We start from the raw sequence: 20,146 nt of genomic DNA, 5'->3' as shown, positions 1-20,146 counted from the left end.
TGCGGGCTTTTTTATGCGTCATGCCTCACAAAGTACGTGTTTGGCAACATCGTCACAACTCAGCTAAATCATCTAAACAGTCACATCATTGCTCAATGACTATTGACCGTAATGTTCCCTTTGGGAAAAGGTTCATCATCATAGCCAGTCCATTGATAATCGGATGGATCTTCTTCCTCACGCAAACCCACGTAACTCTCAGGCGTCGATTTAACAGGTTCAATTTCTTCGGTTGGTTGTTCCAATTCTTCAACCAAATGATTCAACTCTTGATCTAACTGCGCCTGATATTTTGCAATTTCAGCTTCGTCAATGAAGGCAAATTGTTCTTCATCTATTTTCCATGCATAACCTTGCAAATCTTTGTAAATATCGACCAAAACAGTATAAGGCTGACCATCGTATTGCAACGTCGCCTGAGCCTTAAAACTTAATCCCTTACGTTCTAATACTTTTATATTTTGAATCCGTAAATGGTACTGCCGATAATCTGGATTCTGATCAAACTCATGCTGCATCTGCTGCTCAATCTGCCGAGATAATTCATCTGTCGAGACAAAATAACTACAACCAGCCAAACTCAACAGTAAAAAAATGGTGAGCCATCGAAACATATTGCATCCCCCATGATGCATTTATTCTTGATGAAAAAGTCAGACCGATCACAGATTCCGATCCAAACATTCCTCATTGTTTGCTTCATAATAGCCAATAAAACACACAGTACAAGCCAAATTATCAAGATTTCTCAATTTTATATTTAATTTTGATATCAATCACTTAAATTGCATTTTTACTGTTTTAAAACACTGACAGCCTTGGTCTCTTGCTGACATATTTTTGTTGAAAATGACCATTTTGGTAGTGGCTTCCTAGCCGTCAAGGTTTCAACATGAAACCGATCCTATTGTGATTTATTCAATTTATAGGCTTAAACAAAACATCATAAAAGCGCCATAAAAAATCCCCGAACATTGCGGGGATTTTTAAGGCATCAACTGAGATTATTCATCGTCCGTTTCAGGCTCATGATGTAGCGCATCATGTATGGCTTCCACCAATTGCTGTGCAATTTCTTGTTTTGATGCCTTCTCTAAATCACGCTTTTCCATTTGATATTGATCGGCGAAGAACACGGTCATGGCATTTTCGTCTGAAGCAAAACCAATGTCTTTACGTGAAACATCATTGCAAGCGATCATATCGAGTTTTTTTGCCACAAGTTTGCCTGCGGCATACTCCTCGACATTGCGTGTCTCGGCAGCAAATCCAACCATAAATGGACGTTTTGACTGCTGCGCAATCGTTGCAACGATATCTGGATTTTTAATTAAAGCCACATTGAGTTCATCGCCAGCTTTTTTGATTTTATGCTCTGCAACTTCTGCCACGCGATAATCCGCAACGGCTGCTGTTGCAATAAAAATATCACAGCCTTCATCCAACATTTGCAGACTGGTGTCTAACATTTTAATTGCAGACTGCACATTAATCCGTCGCACACCATTTGGTGTATCTAAACTGACAGGTCCTGCGATCAGCGTTACTTTAGCCCCAGCCGCATAACAAGCCGCTGCCAGTGCGAACCCCATTTTACCTGTGCTGTGGTTAGAAATATAACGCACAGGATCTATCGACTCGCGTGTAGGACCTGCTGTAATCGCCACATGTTTGCCTGCAAGCATGCCGAATTTTTCAGCAATAGCTCGCTGTGCTTGATGAAAATAGGCCGTTACTTGATCCGCCAAATCTTCTGGCTCAGGCATACGTCCTAAGCCCACATCTCCACAGGCTTGAGAACCGGCATCGGGCATGATCACATGTACGCCATCTTCAACCAGTGTATTTAAATTACGCTGTGTCGCTTTGGCTGCCCACATTTGCTGATTCATCGCAGGGGCAACCCAGACGGGTGCTTTTGTCGCAAGATAAAGTGTCGAAAGAAGATCATCTGCTAAACCCGCCGCAAATTTTGCCAGCGTGTCGCAACTTGCAGGAGCAACCAATACCAAATCAGCCCAACGTGCCAATTCAATATGCCCCATACCCGCTTCTGCTTCGGGATTGAGTAATTCTGTATGCACAGGGTTGCCTGAAAGCGCCTGAAATGTTAGCGGGGTCACAAAGGCTTGCGCGCCTTGAGTCATCACCACGCGCACATCAAATCCGGCATCTTTTAATCGACGGACAAGAATGGCACTTTTATAGGCTGCGATACCACCAGTGACACCTAAAAGAATATTTTTTGTGGGCATTACACTTAAATCAAAGCTCACGAACAGGCTACCTATCTGTTGCAGTGGCGCTCACAATAGCATTAAATATGCACTGACCCAACAATCTGCTGTGAAAAAGCCGATTGACTGATAATAAAAAAGTCTAAGAATAATGAATAATTCAATTAAAAATTGGCCTGAACAAGAGCGCCCACGTGAGCGCCTGATTCAACAAGGCGCACAAAGTTTATCAGATGCTGAGCTACTGGCTATTTTCCTACGCTCTGGTTCCCAGCAGCACTCTGCTGTCGAACTCGCACGACTCCTGATCCAACATTTTGGTCAGTTGCAAGCGCTAATGAATGCGTCACTTGAGGATTTGCGCCAGTTTCATGGCATCGGAAACAGTAAATATGCGCAGCTCATGGCGGTAAAAGAACTCGGTAAACGCTATGTGAGTCAACATTTTCAAAATGAAGCCTTACACTTGCAACATTCTGAACAATTGCAAAACTTTCTTCGCTTTGAATTTTTATCGGAACGTCAAGAAGTCTTTGGCGTGCTTTGTCTAGATGCGCATTTAAGAAAAATAAACTTTAAAAAACTTTTTTATGGCAGCCTCAATACCTGTGAAATTTCCATCAATCAACTGCTGCGTTATGTCATTTCTGAACATGCCAGCAGTATTGTCATTGCACATAATCATCCTTTCGGTCGTGCAGAACCTTCTGCTGCCGATCTTGAATTGACTCGACTCATTCAGCAGGCTTGTCAGCTGGTGGAAATTCGACTGATCGATCATTGTATTATCTCAACAGAAGGGAGTTTTTCCTTTGCTGAACATGGCTTGCTCCAAGCACACTCATCTGCATGAAACAGTTATTGACAAGTGCTTGAGCAAACCCGAAGATCATCATAATTTTTTAAAACTAGAAATTATCATTCGAACATGATCGTCCGTGACCAACCGAGTATTTTTAAACTGCTATTTTCTTGGCGAGGAACGATTTTACCTAAGGTTTTACCGCCGCTCGGGATCGTTATGTTGCTGTCTGCCATTGTGGGCGGCTTATCCTATGTCGATATCTTCCATTTTACCGAATTTCCTTTGGTCGGCTTTACCCTGATCGGTGTTGTGCTGTCGATTTTCTTGGGCTTTAAAAACTCAGCCTGCTATGACCGTTGGTGGGAAGCTCGGCGTTTATGGGGCATTTTGATTGCCAATGCACGCCATTTTGACCGTGACTGCCGTTTACTCAGTCAAGGCCGTCGTGAACGTGTGATTCAACATGTAATCGTCTTTGCCAACGTTTTACGTGACCGACTCCGCCATCAAACTGCCAATCCCACTGAACTGGTTGAAACCAGCGGCATGAGCGCGAATGCCATCACCCAACTATACCAACAAGCCAATGCACCGCAGTACACGTTGAGTTTGATTCAATGGGAGCTGATGCAAGCGCTTAAAGATGGTGAAATTTCAGATATTATTTATACCCAGATGAATCAGCATGTGATGGAGCTCAGTACCGTACAAACCGGCTGTGACCGTATTGCCACCACGCCATTACCGTTTGCTTATTCGGTCTTGCTGAATCGAACTGTTTATTTTTTCTGTTTTGTCTTGCCCTTTAGCTTGGGTTCTACTTTAGGTCTTGCGACCCCACTTTTGGTGGGGATTTTGGCCTATACCTTTTTAGGCTTAGATGCGCTGAGTTCAGAGATTGAGGAGCCCTTCGGCACACAGAGTAATGACCTTCCATTGGACTCGATGGTACGAACCATTGAAATTGAACTACTTGGAACTTTAGGCAAACCCACTCCACCACCGATTCAAGCCAAAGATCATAATTTACTTTAATTGGTCCATGCGTCTAAACCCTCGCTTACATAACCTTGCCGTACACTTTTTTTATACCTCGAAGATATGTAAGCAATTGATGTACGCAGCAAGATCAGAAGCGTAATTTGATTTAAATAAAAGAACGATACGCGGCAAGGTCATCCGCAAGTGTTTGAGTCAGGACTACTTCTAATCAAAAATGTTTTTGCAATACTGTGAATAATTTGAAGGTAATGATCGAGTTTTGCGGATGACAATGGTTTTGGGTACTTTTGCCGAAACAAAAGTACCTCCAGCCGAAGGCTAACCCTTTATTCAATCTCTAGATGCAAGACTCCGTCGAATCGACTCAAAATGATTTTTAAAAATTCAAAATTACTTTTATGTGCCTAACATCTCTAAGTAAGGAAAATCTTAGAGAACGGCTTTAAGCAAAGCTCTCCCAAATTCCAACTTGCCCTTCTTTCACTCGAGGGATATTGCCGAGTTTAATCCATGGCATATTGTCGCCATGAAAATCACTGCCAACAGAAACTTTTAAGTTAAAGGCAGCAATCATGCGATCCACCATTTGACGAGTCGATAATGGCTCAATTGCCGGTGGTAATTCCACCGCATCGCCGCCCGCTTCTGCAAAGATTTCGATCAAATAACGAATATTGGTCGCAGATAAATCATAACGCGTCGGATGCGCCAACACTGCAAAGCCACCACTGGCATGAATCACCTCAATAGTTTCAGCAAGACTCGGACCTTCAAATTTTACAAAGGCTTTTTTGCCTTCTTTAATATATTTATCAAAAGCTTGTTGTGGACGTGAAACTACCCCCTTTTCCACCAAAGTTTTGGCAATATGCGTGCGTGTCACCCGATCTGGTATATGGTCGACTTTAGCAATCACATCGCAATAAATATCTTGACCAATTAACGGTATCAATAAGTCACAAATCTGCCGAGCACGTTCCGCTCGAATACGCTTTTGATCCATTAATAAGGCTCGTAAGAGCGCAGGATTTTGCATATTTAAAGCGACGATATGCACACCATAACTTTTTTTGGTCGCAGGTCTCGACCACTGGCTGGAAATCTCCACGCCAGAGATTAATTGCAGCTTTAATTCATGCGCGACCTGCTCTGCTGCCAACAATCCGTCCATCGTATCGTGATCAGTCAAAGCCAGCGTATGAATTCCAATAGCACTTGCGGCCTGCACCAAAGCCTCTGGTGACAAAGTACCATCAGAAATATTACTGTGTGTATGTAAATCTACGCCTTGCATCTCTATACTATGTCATTTATTTGATCAGATTTAGATACTCTAACATGAAAGCACTTTTAGACTTTGTGCCACTCATTATTTTCTTTTATTTATATAAAACTGTAGATCCAAAAGATACGCAGCACCCATTATTACAATTGATTGGTTCTGCTGGGGGTGTCGATAACAATAACATTCTTGTGGCAACATCAGGTCTCATCATTTCCATGCTTGTGGTTTATGGTGCATTGTTTGTCATGCAAAAATTCCGTCTAGATAAACAACAATGGATTGTGTTGTTCATGACCGTGATTTTTGGTGGTATTACCCTGATGCTAAGCGATGATTTTTATATTCGTTTAAAAGCCGTTTTACTGAACTTGGTATTTGCTGGCGCGTTTTTACTTTCTCCACTATTTAGTAAAGATAAGAAACCACTCATCGAACGTTTATTTGGTCCAGTCTTAAATTTAACCGCTGTCGGTTGGAAACGATTGAACTATGCATGGGCTGCAATGTTCGTGGTGATGTCATGTTTACACACCTTTTTCGCTTATTTGTTTGCAGACGGAAAATATTGGGGTGAATTCACTGCTTTTGGTGACATGATCGTGATGTTTTCCTTTATCATTATTCAGTTTATTGTATTACGTAAATACTTTAAGACCTCAGAATAATCCATTCGGTCAAAAATCAGGAAAAGTCATGCCATTATTCGTCGTAAGCTGTACAGATAATGAAGGTACAGTGGAAAAGCGCCTTGCGGTTCGTCCTCAACATCTTGAACGTCTACAAAAACTTGATGATGAAGGTCGTCTGATTGTTGCAGGTGCGATGCCTAAAGATCCGGCAAACCCGCAAGCTGGTTTTTATGGCAGTACGATCATTGTCGATTTTGATAGTCGTGAAGCCCTAGACCAATGGTTGGCAGATGAACCTTTCCTCAAAGAAGGGGTTTATGGCCAAATTGATGTCAAACCATTTAACAAAGCATTTCCTAAAGGATAAGGTTCATGCGCGTCGTTGTTTCTAGTTTACTGGGCTTATCTTTAATTTGTTCAACTGCATGGGCTGAAGAACCGGCTCCTGCACCTGCTGTAGCCCCTGCTGCTCAAGCAACGACTGCAACACCTCCTCCCAATCCTGTGCCGCATACTATTCCTGCCAATAAACCGGGCATCATTAAAGTGGCGGCAACCGTCAATCCCAATGGTCAACCTCAAGATGCAAATCCATTGACCATTGAGCAATTGGCAAAAAATAAAGCGCTGCAAGATGCCAAAGTCAAAGCGATGGTCAAAGACCAATCAGTACGCTTACAACAGTTAGAAAAAGCTAACCTTGAAGCCTTGGCGCAAAACCAAGAATTACAACTTAAAAATGATAGCTTGGGCGTACAAGTACAAGTGCTGCAAAGTGAACGTAGCGCGCAGATGTTTTTATACGGCGGGACCACACTTGGTGTTGGCGTGATTTTAGGTTTCTTGTTGGCCAGTTACGTCTATACCAAACGTCGTCGTCAATGGTAATTCATTTTTCTACTTCAATTTAAAGGTTGCTTGAGTTTTGTCAGGTGCAATTCAGACTGCCGATCTCGATTGGCAAATGATCGATGGCATTGATATTCCAGTGTCTAAACAGTTTGGTGATGTGTATTTTTCGAAGGACAATGGCCTACTCGAAACACGTCATGTGTTTTTAAAAGGGAATGACCTCGACACTCGCCTTGCGGCACTGACTGATTTTGAATATTTCAGTGTCGGCGAAACAGGTTTTGGTACAGGCTTAAATATTTTGGCCTTGTGGCAATTATGGCAACAGGTTCGTCCAAATAATCACAGTCATCTACATGCTATTTCTGTAGAAAAATTCCCTTTATCTAAAGCAGATCTCATTCGTGCATTAAATGCATGGCCTGAATTACAGCCATTGGCACAGCAACTGATTGCGCAATATCCTGAACCTATTGCTGGATGTCATCGACTCAATTTTCCAGAAGAACGTTTTTCGATTGATCTTTGGTTAGGCGATGCACACGACGTTTTTCCGGTCATGGCAAAAACTGCTACAGTCAATGCATGGTTCTTGGACGGTTTTGCACCTGCCTGTAATCCTGACATGTGGGAAGAAAACGTACTCAAAAATATCGTGCGTCTATCGGACATTGGGACGACCTTCGCCTCATTTAGTGTGGCCGGTGTACTCAAACGCGGCTTACGTGAACATGGCATTACTATTACACGACCACGTGGCTTTGCACATAAACGTGAAATGCTCAAAGCCTTTTGGCTCTCACCTGAAAGTTCAGATGATCAATCCGAAGTTGCGGACATACCCACTTTAGACGAAAAAAAAAATCCTGAAATCGCTCTAGGACATAAGCCCCGTCAAATCGCGATTATTGGCGCTGGCATCGCTGGTTTAAGCTGTGCGTGGGCATTTGCTCAACGTGGGCATCAAGTGCGTATTTACGAGAAATCAGCACCACTCAGCGGTGGGTCGGGTAATCCTCTTGCCCTACTCAACCCTAAACTCTGTCCAATTGAACAAAGCGCTGAACATCTAATGACCCTAAGTTGGTTATATGCACTCAAGCATTATCAAAACTTCAAGGCATTTCGTCCCTTACAGATTCACCAATCTATTTTAAAAAATAAAGTAGAACACCTTGAGTTAGCTCAAAGTTATCCTTCAGAGGTGTTAGCTGCTGAAGAAGGCACGCTAAATCAATTAGCCTCAGCATTTCCAACCTTGCTCCTCAAACAAGCAGGCGCAGTCAGTCCACATCAGCTTCGTGACCAAATCTTGGCACATCCACACATTGAATTGTTACAAGCAGATATTCAACGCATTGAGCAGCAACAAAATGGCGTTGCGCTATTTACACAGGATCAGCAGCTTCCATCTGCCGAGCATGTCATTCTCTGTGCTGCACGTGAGAGCATGCAGCTACAAACAGATTATCCAGAACTGCGTGCCATTCGTGGACAAGTCAGTTGGTTGAACAATCCAGCTCAACAAATGGATATGCATACCGCCTATAGTTATGGGGGCTATTGTATGCAACTGGATGCCGAACAGATGATTATGGGCGCGTCATTTTATCCCGGCCGTGATGACACCGACGTTCTCACAGAAGATCATGTGCATAACTATGAACTTATCCACAGTGTATTCCCCGACTTTGCCAAAACCTTAGCACCGATTGAGCAATGGCAAGGACGTGCCGCAATTCGCGCACAGACAAAAGACTTTTTCCCAGTAATTGGTGCAGTCCATGAAGATCAGCAAATTTATAGCTGTAGTGGACTCGGTTCTAAAGGTTTCTTGTATGCCCCGCTCTGTAGTGAAATCATTGCCGCGCTGGTCTTAAAAGAAGCCTGCCCTATTCCAACACAGCTACTCGATAAAATTCATGCAGCACGTTTTATACGACGCGCCAAAGCCAAACAAAAAACTAAGAAGCCTTATTTTCAGGGTCAGATGCCGTCATCTCCACCTCAAAAAAATAACCTGCAATAAAAAAGCGCCTTTCGGCGCTTTTTTTGATTCGATCTCATTTCCCTTGTTCCAAAGGAAGACCGGCATCACGAGCAGCACGCGTGCCGCCCATTAAGATTACATATTCACGTGAGCTGTCAAAACCCTCTAGTAACTCTGCTGCACGTGGAGCTTTACTTCCGCCACCACATAAAATGTAAATGGGTTGATCCGTTGACACCTGAGTCAGTGCATCTGATGACAATGCGTTGATCGGTCGGTTAACCGCACCTTTCACATGTGCTTCAGCATAAGCACTTGCATCGCGAACATCCCAGATAATCGAGTCTTCTGGGAACTCAAATGTTGTAATTTCTTGTTTACGGATCATTGCGCACTCCTTTTGATGTAAACAACACTTGGCAAATGAAGAAAACATCCCTAGCATCTCAGATATTCTTTCCCTTTGTAAAGGTCTAATCTATGCCTTCTTTTGATATTGTTTCCGAATTAGAAGTTTTTGAAGTAAATCATGCAGTTCAAAACACGCAAAAAGAAATTGCGACGCGTTTTGACTTCCGTGGTCAAGACGTTTCAATTGAGTTAAATGAGAAAAATAAGGAAATCAAAATCTCAACAGAAAGCGATTTCCAATGTGAGCAAGTGTATACCATGCTCGAAAATCATTTCTTCAAACGTAAAGTCGACATTCAAGCACTCGATCCACAAAAAATGACGGCTTCTGGTAAAAACGTCATTCAAGTGATCAAACTAAAAGACGGTCTTGACTCTGATACTGCAAAAAAAATCAATAAAGCCATTAAAGAAAGCGGCATTAAAGTGCAATCTTCTATTCAAGGCGACAAAATTCGTGTGACTGACAAGAAACGTGACACTTTGCAACAAGTGATGGCGTTCTTAAAAGAGCAACAATTTGGTGTGCCGCTTCAATTCAACAACTTTAAAGATTAAGGCAGCACAACTGCCATTGAGGTCAATATGGCACGTCCAAATCGTCTAAATAAACTGGTTAAAGCAAGCTCTAAATTACCCAAAGGTATTCAAAGTCGTTTGCTCAGTCGAGCTTTTGGTCGTGTCGTGCCCATGGTTGGAACAGCTAAGATCCAATATCAACATGTCAGCCCTGAGCGTGTTGAGGTGAGCATCGCCAATCATAAGGCGATGCAAAACCACATCGGGCAAGTACATGCCTGTGCCATGGCGCTGATCGCCGAAACAGCCACCGGTTTTGTCACAGCAATGAACGTTCCAGACAGTGCCATTGTCCTGATTAAAAGCTTCAAAGTTGATTTTAAACGTCCAACCCAAGGTGGGATGAAAGCGATTGCAATGCTTACACCCGAACAGCAACGACAAATGCAAAGCACAGAAAAAGGTGAAACCTTCGTACAGGTCTTAGTCACCGATGAATCTGGTGAAGCACCCATTCAATGCGAAATGCTTTGGGCGTGGGTGGCAAAATCCGCTCTGAAAAATAAATAAATGTAAATAAAACTTACTTTTAGGTAAGTATAAGTTTTACCAAATTTCAGCAAAATCAAGACTGTTTTTTACTATTTATACGCCCTAATTCCGCTCAATATGCTTGCACGACACAAATATATTGAGCACTTTATGAAAAAAATCATTCCCCTTTCACTCATCAGCCTGGTGGTGTTTTTAACTGCATGTCAAAGTACTATTCCTGCAACGCCAACGACTCCAACACAAACAGCTGAAAGCAATATTCAAACCAGCCAAGCAGCGGAAAATAAGAAAATCGTGATTGATTTTTATGAAGGTGTCTTTCTTAAACATCAGGTTAAGACATATGCTGACCGATATATTGGCAATCAATATATTCAACATAATCCGAATGTACCTGATGGCAAGGCGCCATTTGTCGATTACTTCACCCAGTATTTTAAACAAAATCCTGAAGCAAAAAACCAGATCAAACGTGCTGCTGCCGAAGGTGATTTGGTCTATTTACATGTGCACTCTACGCAAAATAAGCAAGACCGTGGAGAAGCCATTATTGATATCTTCCGTGTTGAAAATGGTAAGATCGTCGAACATTGGGATGTGCAACAAAGCATTCCTGAAACCAGTGCCAATTCAAACACGATGTTCTAATTTCTTGGTCACTATTCATAAAAAAGCCACTCGATTGAGCGGCTTTTTTTGTCTTACTTTAATTAAGCTTGATCTGCAGCAAATTTAGCTTTTGCATCCGCAGGAATTTGACGCTTAGCACCTTTCACATCGACAGCGACAAATGTAAACACACCCTCGGTTACACGAATTGGATCTCGTGAGCTGTCATGACTATCCCAAACTTCAATCTGCATTTGGATAGAGGTATTACCCACTTTTAAAATTTTGGTATATACACTGATGACATCCCCGACTTTCACTGGAACGAGGAAGGTCATTTGGTTAATTGAAATCGTTGCACAGCGTCCTTGACTGAAACGCTCTGCGTGAATTGCACCGGCCAAGTCCATTTGTGACACGATCCAACCACCGAAAACATCACCACTCCAGTTGGTGTCTGCAGGCATCGCGATGGTTTGTAGGGAAAGCGTTCCTTCAGGTTTTACATGAGTTTCTGACACTTTAGCTCCTGGCGCTGACATTTATTGAGGTAGATTTAACTGCTGATTGAGCCATTGTTGTAACTCACCAGCACGCATTGCACCACTTATTCTAGCAATTTCGTTGGTTTTATTCATCAAAACCAGTGTAGGAATACTACGAACATTAAATGCACCGCTCAATCGAGGGTTTGCTTCGGTATCAATTTTGGCAAAAACCACCTTCGGATTAGATTTTGCAACTTGTGCAAAGTGTGGCGCCATCATCTTACATGGTCCACACCATTCAGCCCATAAATCAATCAGCACAGGTAAATCACTATTGCTAATAAAATTTGCAAAGTTCTTTTCATTCAACTCGATGGGCGCCAATGGAATCAATGCTTGATGACATTGACCACATGCAGGTCCAACTTCGAGTTTTTCTTCAGGTACACGGTTTTTTGCACCACATTCAGGACACACAACGATCATTTAGCTGACTCCAACATGTTGATGTAAAAATTCTAATTGGGTTGTCATGGCTTTTTCAAACCATTGCCCGTGATAAATATCAAAATGTTGCATTTCCCACTCATAATACTGCACATATGGTGCAATATTGGTCGCAGTTTCTCGGCTTGATTCGATGGGAATCAAACTATCTTCTTTGGCCGCAATAAAAAGTACTGGTATGCTAATTTTACGGACATCCAAAATTGGGCGATAACGGATTAACTTAAAAAAGGCCCGAGCTGGAATTTCTCCACTCCAATAAAAATCAGGATTTACAATCGATAAGTAGCCCGCATAACTATCTTCAGACTGTAAAAAACACAATCGATGTGGATGAACTACAGGTAAAGTCGTTGGGCTCATCCCAACTTTAGAACCCATATAGTCCTGACTCGATAATTTTAACGCTTTGGGTAATTGCTGTAAGGGATACAACTTTGCACTTTCAGCGCCATCGACAAATGGAACTTGTACCATCAGCGCTTTAATATTTTTAAGCTCTGCCGCCAAACTAAGTACATAGCCACCACTCAGCGATGTTCCCCATAATACAATGCGTCTCGAATCAATCGATTTACGCTGCTGTAAATGATCGATCATGGTCCGCCAATCTTCAAGTTGAGCTTTAAGATTCACCAACTCTCTCGGACGCCCTGTGCTGCCCCCCCAATAGCGATAATCAAACAACACGACAGCATAGCCCGCTTGTACAAAGCGCTTTGCATATTGCACTAATTTAAATTGGCGTAATGCCGCTAAACCATGTGCCATGAGAATGACTGCAGGTTTTTCAACAGATTTTGGACGATAAAAGTCAGCAGCTATAACATCTTGTCCGCTTTTGACATACAGTGGTTCGACTGTATAGGCGTGCATACGCGCTCCATTGCGTTATTTTATGGTTGTAATCGCTTATAAAAATTTAAGAACATTCTGCTCAAGTTTGTGCTTAATGCTATCATAAAGCATAAATCTATGAATTAAATTATGGAGTGACTCAATGAGCGAAAATGTTGGTTTTGCAGGTCAAATCGGCCCAGAACATGTAGCGCAAGTGGTTGAAAAAGGCTTTAAATCGATTATCAATAACCGCCCTGACATGGAAGGTGGTCCTGAGCAACCAACCAGTGCTCAAATTGAAGAAGCAGCTCGTAGCGCTGGTTTAGACTATGTTCATCAACCTGTTGTTGCGGGTCAAATTTCTGAGCTAGATGTCCGTAACTTTGCGAATCATTTTAATGAATTACCAAAGCCAGTACTCATGTTCTGCCGTACAGGTAACCGTTCGAATAACCTATATCAACTGGCAAAACAGATGGATCTTTTGGATGACTAAGGCTTTCATTCAAAAAGCTTTATTGATCGCGACTTGCGTCTTTTCAGCACCTACATATGCAGATAATAACAGTCAGCCCTTAAATGCATATTTAAGTGTCTCAGGACAAATGACCACAGATAAGTTTTCAAGTTTACTCAAACAACTTAAATTTAAATCTGTAATTGTGAATCGACCAGATAATGAGGCGGGCAATGAAGTGACTGTTTTACAGTTACGAGGAATTGCAGAAAAGTCTCATGTGAGTGTTGTGTATCAACCTGTGCAAAGCGGTAAAATTTCTCAAACAGACGTGAAAGAATTTGCCAAATATTATAATGAGCTTCCTAAACCCATTTTGATGATTTGTCGCAGCGGCTCTCGTTCGACATCTCTTTTCAATCAAGCTCAGGCTCAAGGTTTGCTCAATGAATAAATTCGTGTTTACCGTTTTATTTACAACGTTGTTGCTAACAGGGTGTAATTCTATGAATGTACGTCCAACCGTTGGTGTAAGTGTCGGGACTGCACTCTGAATTGAACAGCCCCTCTAATAAAAAACAGCGCCGAAGCGCTGTTTTTTTTATTATTAAGGACAACCACTCAGACCGTACGGACTTGTTAAGTTTGGACCAAAAGTACCATTTGAACTATAGTCAGTTGTTACTGATGGTAAACCCAAACCATAGGTTGTACGTGTAGGTAAAGTTGCAACTTCAGAAGATGCACCAATTTGTACATTTAACCATTGTGCATAAATTTTCGGATAACGAATTGTAAAGTCAAATTTACCATCCTTATCAGTCGTGTAAGTCGCTGTAGCTCCTTGACCTAGGAAAGTTGGGACCTTAACAGGAGTATTACCTACTGGCGTACCTTCCGGTGCTGCAGAACACGCTGTAATTGGATTCATAGTTGGCGCGATAGCCACATCATCCAATGCATTATTTGGAGTGCCATTATTATCCATTGGAACACCATCATCATTGTAATAGATATTGGTATTGGTTGGATCGACATCATAATAGCTTTCGCCAGCTGCAACCCACTTAACTTTCGGGCTAGGTGATCCAACTTCTGGTGCTAATGCCCAAATATATCTACCTTTGAAATAAGTAGTAGGCGTAATATCCATTTCTACTTTTTGATTAGCTAATGGTTTCCCATCAAAATCAACAACACTTACGGACAAGTTACGAGTGTAATAAACACCATCACTAGATACCCCTGTCTCAGTTGGATTAACCCCAATCACAATTGAAGCAACAGGATTTTCAACAGCTGCTTGCACGATATTAACCATACGAACCTGTACAGCGTCTGTAAAACCTGGTTCTTTATAAGTTGCAGTTAAACGTAAATTATCAGTATCAAAAGTTGCAGCCGAATATCCACTAGTACGTGCGTTTTCATCTACTTTTACAGTAAATGTTGCTTGACCATTTGCATCTGTTGTCAATCCTGAAGGGCCTTCAATGATAGCACCATTAACTAATTGGTCTATTACAGCTAATTCAACATACTTATTCGCAACACCGCCGCCATTAAGGTCAACAAGTGTCACGGTAACCTCAGTACTATCTTCACGAACATTTAGCATCTGCTTATTTGTAGCAATGCGCAAGCTGTACTGTGTAGGTTGAATTTGAGGTGGTGGTGCAATAGTTCTAATGGCTTCTAAACGTTTAATTTGAGTTGCTACAGCACCAGCTTCATTGATATGTGTTGCTGTTAATTCAATACCACTTGCAATCAATAGGTCGCCATCAACTGTTGCACCATCAATTTCTACAGAGAAGAATGCATTACCATTAGAATCCGTCATGACTGATTGAGGCAAGCTAGTATTTGTAGAACCACCGCCCCCTGGTGTACCAATAATAATGCTTGCTGCATTGTTGGCAGCTAAATTCACAAGCTGATTTCTTAAAGGCTGTCCATTAACATCTGTCAACTGTACTGAAACAATTGAACGATCACCTTCTACATTTAAATTTTCTTTAGAAACTGAAAACTCTAAATTATTGGTATTAATCGCTTCATAAACTGTGAAATTAAGTAGTGCTTCTAATTTTTCACCTTTTGGATTCGTAATCGAGCCTTTAACTTTTATACCTGCTGTTAACAACGCTTGCTTAGCAGCATCCGTCATTTCCTTTGGTAAAGTAATCGTGACTGGTACTTGGCCATTTGCCGAAGTTAAAACTGAGTCAGCACTGAGCTTAACACCAGCAGCTAACGCTTCATTATTTAATGTTAGGTTAACTGGATAGCCTGTATTTGCTCCCAACTCATCTTTTACTGCGACTTGTAACTGGTAAGATTTTCCTAGCTCTAAACTAGAATTATCAGCTGTAAGACGCAGATTTACAGAATCCTTAGGGATCGCGACCTGAATTGTTCCTGTTTGCTGGATACGATCACCATTGCTTGGGCTTGTACCAACGACAGCAAAAGTGATGCCATTTTTTAACAAACTTGGATCATACTCACCCTCTGACACACGAACAGTAAACTCAGCCTCACCCCTACTATTTGTTTTTAAATTAGTGTCAGAAAGTGATACACGAGAGCCAGCTAGTGTAGAGAGTGCAATTGACAACGAGGTATTCGGTATTAAATTACCATCCTCATCAATTGCTTTTACTTTAACTTTAACCTCACCACCCAAGACCGAAACAGTTTGAATATCGTACTCAAAATTCAAATTTGCAAGATTAGGAAGTACAACAACGGGGGCAGTAACGTCGATTTTACGCGTTAAAGTATAAGCTGAACCATCAAGGCGATTACCACGTACAGCGACTGTAATACCATTTGCAATTAAATTTGCTGCTTCAGTTGCATTATTTGCTTTAACTTTTAAGCTAAATACAGCATTACCATTAGCATCCGTTGTCACACCAGAGGCAGATGAAAGTGATACACCATTACCCAAAGCTGCATCGTTTAGACCCAAACCAACTTTTTGGTTCGCAAAAGCCTTACCATCTGTACCAATTGCTTTAACGCTAACTTGTAAAGTTTGTTCCGCAGCTCCAGGAGAAACAATAATAGATCCAGGTATTTGTACATCTAAATAATCTAGATCAATCGAGTTTTGCTCTGTCGGTGCTTTAAAATTTAATGTAATGGACTGTTGTGCACTGCTCACTGAACCCGCAGTTGCAGTCAAAATAATACCATTCTTTAATAATTCTAACTGACGATCACGATTAGCATTATTCACCTTATATGAATATTCAAATGTCGCATAACCATCACTAGATGTATTTTTAATTGCAGCACTCGAAAGACTTAGTCCTAAAGCTTGTAAATCAGCTACAGGTAAGTTTGGCATAGAAATTTTAACGCTTTCTCCATTTAATGGACTTCCTTCAACCCCAATGGCTTTCACTTTAACTTGAATTTTTTGATCAACAGTATGATCAAAAGAAGAATTTATAGGATCAATTGCTAAATAATTTACTTTTTCCTCAGATTTTGCTTCATCTTCAACAGCAATTTTAATGCTGTTAGTCAAGTTATTATCTGAAGTAAAAGTCGCGGTGATACCTGCTTGTATTAATGCCGCAACAGCAGCTTCTGTTTTTGCATTAGATTTTAAGGTATAGGTTACATAACCATTTTTGAACTCTTGCTCAGCACTACCATCAAATGTAATACCATTTGCAGTCGCCTCTTTATTTAAAGATAACGTTACTTTTCCTTTCGTTGCAGCTTGACCTTTGTTATTAATACCTTGAACGGTAATTGTAACTTGATCATCTTTCGCATTAATTTTATAAGAAGAGGCTACTTCTAAACGCTGTAGTGCTAATTGATCGCTTGCATCCGTATCATTTGTAATTACACTAATCGTATCTTGAGCGAAGATTTCATCATTATCTGCATATATTGCTTTTAAATTGATTCCTTGTTGAGACAAAGCAATTGGATAAGATGAATTTGATTTAATGGTGAAAGTTGCATATCCACTTGCATCCGTCACTTGTTCTTTCGGTTCTATTGAAACACCGTATGCTTCGCTCTTATCAGTAAATGAAAGCTTAACTAATTTCCCAGATAGCGCTTCGTCATTGCTATTCTTTGCACGTACCTTAACCGTTGTCAGACCACCTTGTGCCGCTAGTGCTGCATCTGCCTTTATAATTTCAAGTTTTTGAACCATTACAATCTGGCGAATATCTTTAAACGTTAGCACACCCGGAACTACTTTTTGTGCTTGAAATTCATCAATTAATTTAAATTGTAATGATTGTGATTTTGCAGCGAATTGTTCTTCCATTTGCGAATCAGTTAAATCTGGATTCGCCGTAATAGTAAACTTAGCTTCACCTTGCGCATTTGTAACGACTGTTGAACCAGATGAAATAGAGAATTTGCCAATCATTGCTTCAGGTAGTGCTAGAGTAACAGTTTGATTAGCCTTGGCACCACCATTAGAGTCAGTCACACGAGCTGTAATACTCGCTGAGCCCTTAGGTAGATCTAAAATAACACCTTGTTCGATACTGATATTATAATTACTAGTTACCGTACTTTTTTTACTAATATTAAGCGTATAAACTTGCTTAATCGTTGTTCCATCAACAGTTGCTGTCAGTTGAACCTTGCCTGAACTAGTCGCTAACGAAGGGACATTTAAATCAAAGCTAGCAACGCCACCTTCACTCGTTGTAACAAGTGAATTAGCACTAGTAACACCAATTTTTTCTGAATCAGAAATTGATAAGCGAACCGCTTTATTAGCAATACCACCTTTATCGCTATTTAAAACTTGCACAGAAAACTTAACAACAGAATTATCATTTGCACTTGCAATAACATTACCCGCTGCGTCTTTTAGCTCAAGAACATTTAAACTTTCTGCCACTTCTGCTGAATTATCAGTAGATTCATTACCTGTTGAATTGTTTCCACCATTAGATGAACTATTATCATCATTATTATAATAACCGTCACTCCCACCACCGCCACATGCAACCAAAGCTATTGAAGTCGCTAATACGGTTGAATTTACCCCTAATTTCTTTAAATTAGAAAAAATTGTCATGCTTACACCCACTGTTTTATTTAATAATTAGCGCCCTAAAATACACTTTTATGGCTTTGCTAAAATTTAATCAAATTAACAAAATTAATCAATATGAATAACAAAACTTACATAGCGAAATAATTTTAAAAAGTGTTCTTTTTCACATAATTCAAAGCATCTTTCGACTATAAAATCAGCAGAAACCTTAAAGATTGATATATTTTTTATTGTTTTTCAACACATTAAGAAAAATCTCTTTAATCTAAAACATTGCTTCTTAATAATAAGCTTATAAATTAAATTTAAATATTCTATTTTTAAATTAAATATATGTGGAATTGACATTTTCCTTAAATAAGGAAGACTAGTCTAAGTGCAACTTGAAAAAATATATTATGTACGACATCATCATTATCGGTGCAGGAACAGCAGGCATTTCAGCCTATAAAGAAGCAATTAAAAAAACACAAAATATTCTTATCATTAATGATGGTCCTTGGGATACTACCTGTGCACGCGTCGGTTGTATGCCCAGTAAAATACTTATCTCTACTGCCAACCGTATGTACGAAATAAGACATGCAGATAATTTAGGACTAGATGTCAAAAGTGAAATTGATACCTCCAGCGTCATGCAACATGTTCAAACCTTACGTAATCGTTTTACACGAGCCACCTTAAAAGATGTTAAAAGTTGGCCAAGCCAACATAAAATTTCAGGAAAAGCTAAATTTATTGATTCCAATACCATTCAAGTAAATAGTCAAACATTTCAAGCCAAATCATTTATCCTTGCAGTAGGTACAACTCCTACTATAGATGCTGAACAAAAACAAATATTAGGCGATAAATTAATTACGTCCGATCAAATATTTGAGTTAGAACAACTACCAAAATCTGTCGCAGTTATTGGAAGTGGTGTCATCGCTTTGGAATTAGCGCAGGCTTTAACACGCCTCAATGTAAACACCACAGTTTTTGCACGTAGTCAAAAAATTGGCTCATTGACTAGCCCCATATTACAAAAGCTCGCACAGGAAGAATTAAGTAAAGAATTAAAGCTAAAGTTTGAAATTTTACCTGAACATTACTCTGTTGAAGGCGATCTAGTTCATTTAACCTATACTGAAGAAAACGTACAAAAGTCGCTACAAGTTGACTATGTCTTAGCTGCAACCGGCAGACGTACATTATTAAATACCTTAGGTTTAGAACGTATAAGTGCAGAATTTAAAGATATTAAAAATTTACCGATCAATCCGGATACAAAGCAACTAGCTGATTATCCAATTTTTATTGTCGGTGATGCACATACCAATACCCCTATCCAACACGAAGCAGCTCATGAAGGTAAATTTGCAGTACAAAACTGTTTAAACTTTCCACAAATTCAATCTATAAAGACGCTAACACCTCTAGGCATCTTATTTTCTACACCACAAATGGCAACCATTGGACAAAGCTATAAACAACTACAAGATAAAAACACAGAGTTCGTCATTGGTTTCGTTTCTTATGAAAAACAAGGTCGTGCGATTGTTGCTGCTAAAAATAAAGGGGCTGCTGAAGTATATGTGGATACAGTTAACCATAAGCTCTTAGGAGCTGAACTATTCTGTGCAGAAGCTGAACATTTAGCACATTTGTTAGCTTGGATGATTTCAGAAGAACTAAGCATACATGAAATTTTGGATAAGCCTTTCTATCATCCAACTTTAGAAGAAGGGTTAAGAACAGCATTAAAGCATGCACGACGTCAGTTAATATAATTTTATCGTTCTATGTAAACTTATAGCGTTGGATATCCAGCGCTTAATTTCCGTATCCCCCTCTATCTTTTTCCTTTCCCTTTTTCTTCGTGCATAAAAAAACACCCCCTGACGTATCAGGGGATGTTTCGAATA

The 20,146-nt window shown here is 40.4% G+C and carries 20 protein-coding genes; 12 read left to right on the top strand and 8 right to left on the bottom strand.

The features are described from left to right. Window positions 1–92: 92 nt before the first annotated feature. Together AC4CU0_RS02585 and coaBC are read right to left on the bottom strand one after the other, a co-directional pair. Window positions 93–614: a hypothetical protein gene (locus tag AC4CU0_RS02585; protein WP_490742382.1), complete on the bottom strand. Its 522-nt coding sequence runs from the start codon at window positions 612–614 to the stop codon at window positions 93–95. Between the two features lie 390 nt (window positions 615–1,004). Beyond that, window positions 1,005–2,276, bottom strand: coding sequence for a bifunctional phosphopantothenoylcysteine decarboxylase/phosphopantothenate--cysteine ligase CoaBC (gene coaBC / locus AC4CU0_RS02580; protein WP_180063973.1), 1,272 nt, complete (start codon window positions 2,274–2,276; stop codon window positions 1,005–1,007). A gap of 112 nt (window positions 2,277–2,388) precedes the next feature. Here coaBC and radC point away from each other — a divergent pair, with 112 nt between their 5' ends. Together radC and AC4CU0_RS02570 are read left to right on the top strand one after the other, a co-directional pair. Next, window positions 2,389–3,090, top strand: a complete 702-nt coding sequence (gene radC / locus AC4CU0_RS02575) for a RadC family protein (RefSeq protein ID WP_490742381.1) — start codon at window positions 2,389–2,391, stop codon at window positions 3,088–3,090. Window positions 3,091–3,165: 75 nt separating this feature from the next. Next, window positions 3,166–4,077: a bestrophin family protein gene (locus AC4CU0_RS02570; protein ID WP_078191309.1), complete on the top strand. Its 912-nt coding sequence runs from the start codon at window positions 3,166–3,168 to the stop codon at window positions 4,075–4,077. 409 nt (window positions 4,078–4,486) lie between these two features. On the opposite strand, the gene AC4CU0_RS02565 is transcribed toward AC4CU0_RS02570, so the two are convergent. After that, entirely contained in the window at window positions 4,487–5,338 is an 852-nt protein-coding gene (locus AC4CU0_RS02565) for a PHP domain-containing protein (protein WP_490742380.1), read from the bottom strand. Window positions 5,339–5,382: 44 nt separating this feature from the next. On the opposite strand from AC4CU0_RS02565, the gene AC4CU0_RS02560 reads away from it, so the two are divergent. The 4 genes from AC4CU0_RS02560 to mnmC are packed head-to-tail and all read left to right on the top strand — an operon-like array spanning window position 5,383 to window position 8,839. Beyond that, window positions 5,383–5,994, top strand: a complete 612-nt coding sequence (locus AC4CU0_RS02560; protein WP_078191311.1) for an inner membrane-spanning protein YciB — start codon at window positions 5,383–5,385, stop codon at window positions 5,992–5,994. Between the two features lie 28 nt (window positions 5,995–6,022). Beyond that, entirely contained in the window at window positions 6,023–6,325 is a 303-nt protein-coding gene (locus tag AC4CU0_RS02555) for a YciI family protein (protein WP_078191312.1), read from the top strand. 5 nt (window positions 6,326–6,330) lie between these two features. Further along, complete coding sequence (locus AC4CU0_RS02550) at window positions 6,331–6,846, top strand: SH3 domain-containing protein (protein ID WP_078191313.1); 516 nt, start codon at window positions 6,331–6,333, stop codon at window positions 6,844–6,846. Between the two features lie 37 nt (window positions 6,847–6,883). After that, complete coding sequence (gene mnmC / locus AC4CU0_RS02545; RefSeq protein WP_490742379.1) at window positions 6,884–8,839, top strand: bifunctional tRNA (5-methylaminomethyl-2-thiouridine)(34)-methyltransferase MnmC2/FAD-dependent 5-carboxymethylaminomethyl-2-thiouridine(34) oxidoreductase MnmC1; 1,956 nt, start codon at window positions 6,884–6,886, stop codon at window positions 8,837–8,839. A gap of 34 nt (window positions 8,840–8,873) precedes the next feature. Here mnmC and AC4CU0_RS02540 read toward each other — a convergent pair whose 3' ends face one another. Next, window positions 8,874–9,188, bottom strand: coding sequence for a rhodanese-like domain-containing protein (locus AC4CU0_RS02540; protein WP_078194202.1), 315 nt, complete (start codon window positions 9,186–9,188; stop codon window positions 8,874–8,876). Window positions 9,189–9,280: 92 nt separating this feature from the next. On the opposite strand from AC4CU0_RS02540, the gene AC4CU0_RS02535 reads away from it, so the two are divergent. The 3 genes from AC4CU0_RS02535 (at window position 9,281) to AC4CU0_RS02525 (ending at window position 10,933) form a co-directional block, all read left to right on the top strand. After that, the gene (locus tag AC4CU0_RS02535) at window positions 9,281–9,769 is read left to right on the top strand and encodes a YajQ family cyclic di-GMP-binding protein (RefSeq protein ID WP_078194203.1); all 489 of its coding nucleotides are present in this window, start codon (window positions 9,281–9,283) and stop codon (window positions 9,767–9,769) included. Between the two features lie 27 nt (window positions 9,770–9,796). Next, window positions 9,797–10,300: a DUF4442 domain-containing protein gene (locus AC4CU0_RS02530; RefSeq protein ID WP_180022588.1), complete on the top strand. Its 504-nt coding sequence runs from the start codon at window positions 9,797–9,799 to the stop codon at window positions 10,298–10,300. 132 nt (window positions 10,301–10,432) lie between these two features. Beyond that, window positions 10,433–10,933, top strand: coding sequence for a nuclear transport factor 2 family protein (locus AC4CU0_RS02525; protein WP_490742377.1), 501 nt, complete (start codon window positions 10,433–10,435; stop codon window positions 10,931–10,933). A 62-nt stretch (window positions 10,934–10,995) separates the two neighbouring features. Here the strand turns inward: AC4CU0_RS02525 and AC4CU0_RS02520 are convergent, their stop codons facing one another. The 3 genes from AC4CU0_RS02520 to AC4CU0_RS02510 are packed head-to-tail and all read right to left on the bottom strand — an operon-like array spanning window position 10,996 to window position 12,765. Then, window positions 10,996–11,415, bottom strand: a complete 420-nt coding sequence (locus AC4CU0_RS02520; RefSeq protein ID WP_078191328.1) for an acyl-CoA thioesterase — start codon at window positions 11,413–11,415, stop codon at window positions 10,996–10,998. Window positions 11,416–11,436: 21 nt separating this feature from the next. Continuing rightward, window positions 11,437–11,868 carry a thioredoxin TrxC gene (trxC, locus tag AC4CU0_RS02515; protein WP_078191319.1) on the bottom strand — a complete coding sequence of 144 codons (432 nt, stop codon included), beginning with the start codon at window positions 11,866–11,868 and terminating at the stop codon, window positions 11,437–11,439. After that, on the bottom strand, window positions 11,869–12,765 hold the full coding sequence (locus tag AC4CU0_RS02510) for an alpha/beta hydrolase (protein WP_490742376.1): 897 nt from the start codon (window positions 12,763–12,765) through the stop codon (window positions 11,869–11,871). It abuts the gene before it with no gap. 124 nt (window positions 12,766–12,889) lie between these two features. Between AC4CU0_RS02510 and AC4CU0_RS02505 the strand changes: the two genes are divergently transcribed. Further along, the gene (locus AC4CU0_RS02505; RefSeq protein ID WP_078191321.1) at window positions 12,890–13,225 is read left to right on the top strand and encodes a protein tyrosine phosphatase family protein; all 336 of its coding nucleotides are present in this window, start codon (window positions 12,890–12,892) and stop codon (window positions 13,223–13,225) included. Further along, the gene (locus tag AC4CU0_RS02500) at window positions 13,218–13,640 is read left to right on the top strand and encodes a protein tyrosine phosphatase family protein (protein WP_490742375.1); all 423 of its coding nucleotides are present in this window, start codon (window positions 13,218–13,220) and stop codon (window positions 13,638–13,640) included. Before AC4CU0_RS02505 ends, AC4CU0_RS02500 begins: the two co-directional genes overlap by 8 nt. A gap of 153 nt (window positions 13,641–13,793) precedes the next feature. Here AC4CU0_RS02500 and AC4CU0_RS02495 read toward each other — a convergent pair whose 3' ends face one another. Continuing rightward, complete coding sequence (locus AC4CU0_RS02495; RefSeq protein ID WP_490742374.1) at window positions 13,794–18,260, bottom strand: Ig-like domain-containing protein; 4,467 nt, start codon at window positions 18,258–18,260, stop codon at window positions 13,794–13,796. 377 nt (window positions 18,261–18,637) lie between these two features. Here AC4CU0_RS02495 and AC4CU0_RS02490 point away from each other — a divergent pair, with 377 nt between their 5' ends. Next, complete coding sequence (locus tag AC4CU0_RS02490) at window positions 18,638–20,011, top strand: dihydrolipoyl dehydrogenase (protein ID WP_490743454.1); 1,374 nt, start codon at window positions 18,638–18,640, stop codon at window positions 20,009–20,011. The last annotated feature ends 135 nt before the right edge of the window (window positions 20,012–20,146 follow it).

The sequence above is a fragment of the Acinetobacter sp. LipI_15 genome, assembly GCF_058242865.1.
This window is presented reverse-complemented; position numbering and strand designations above follow the sequence as displayed.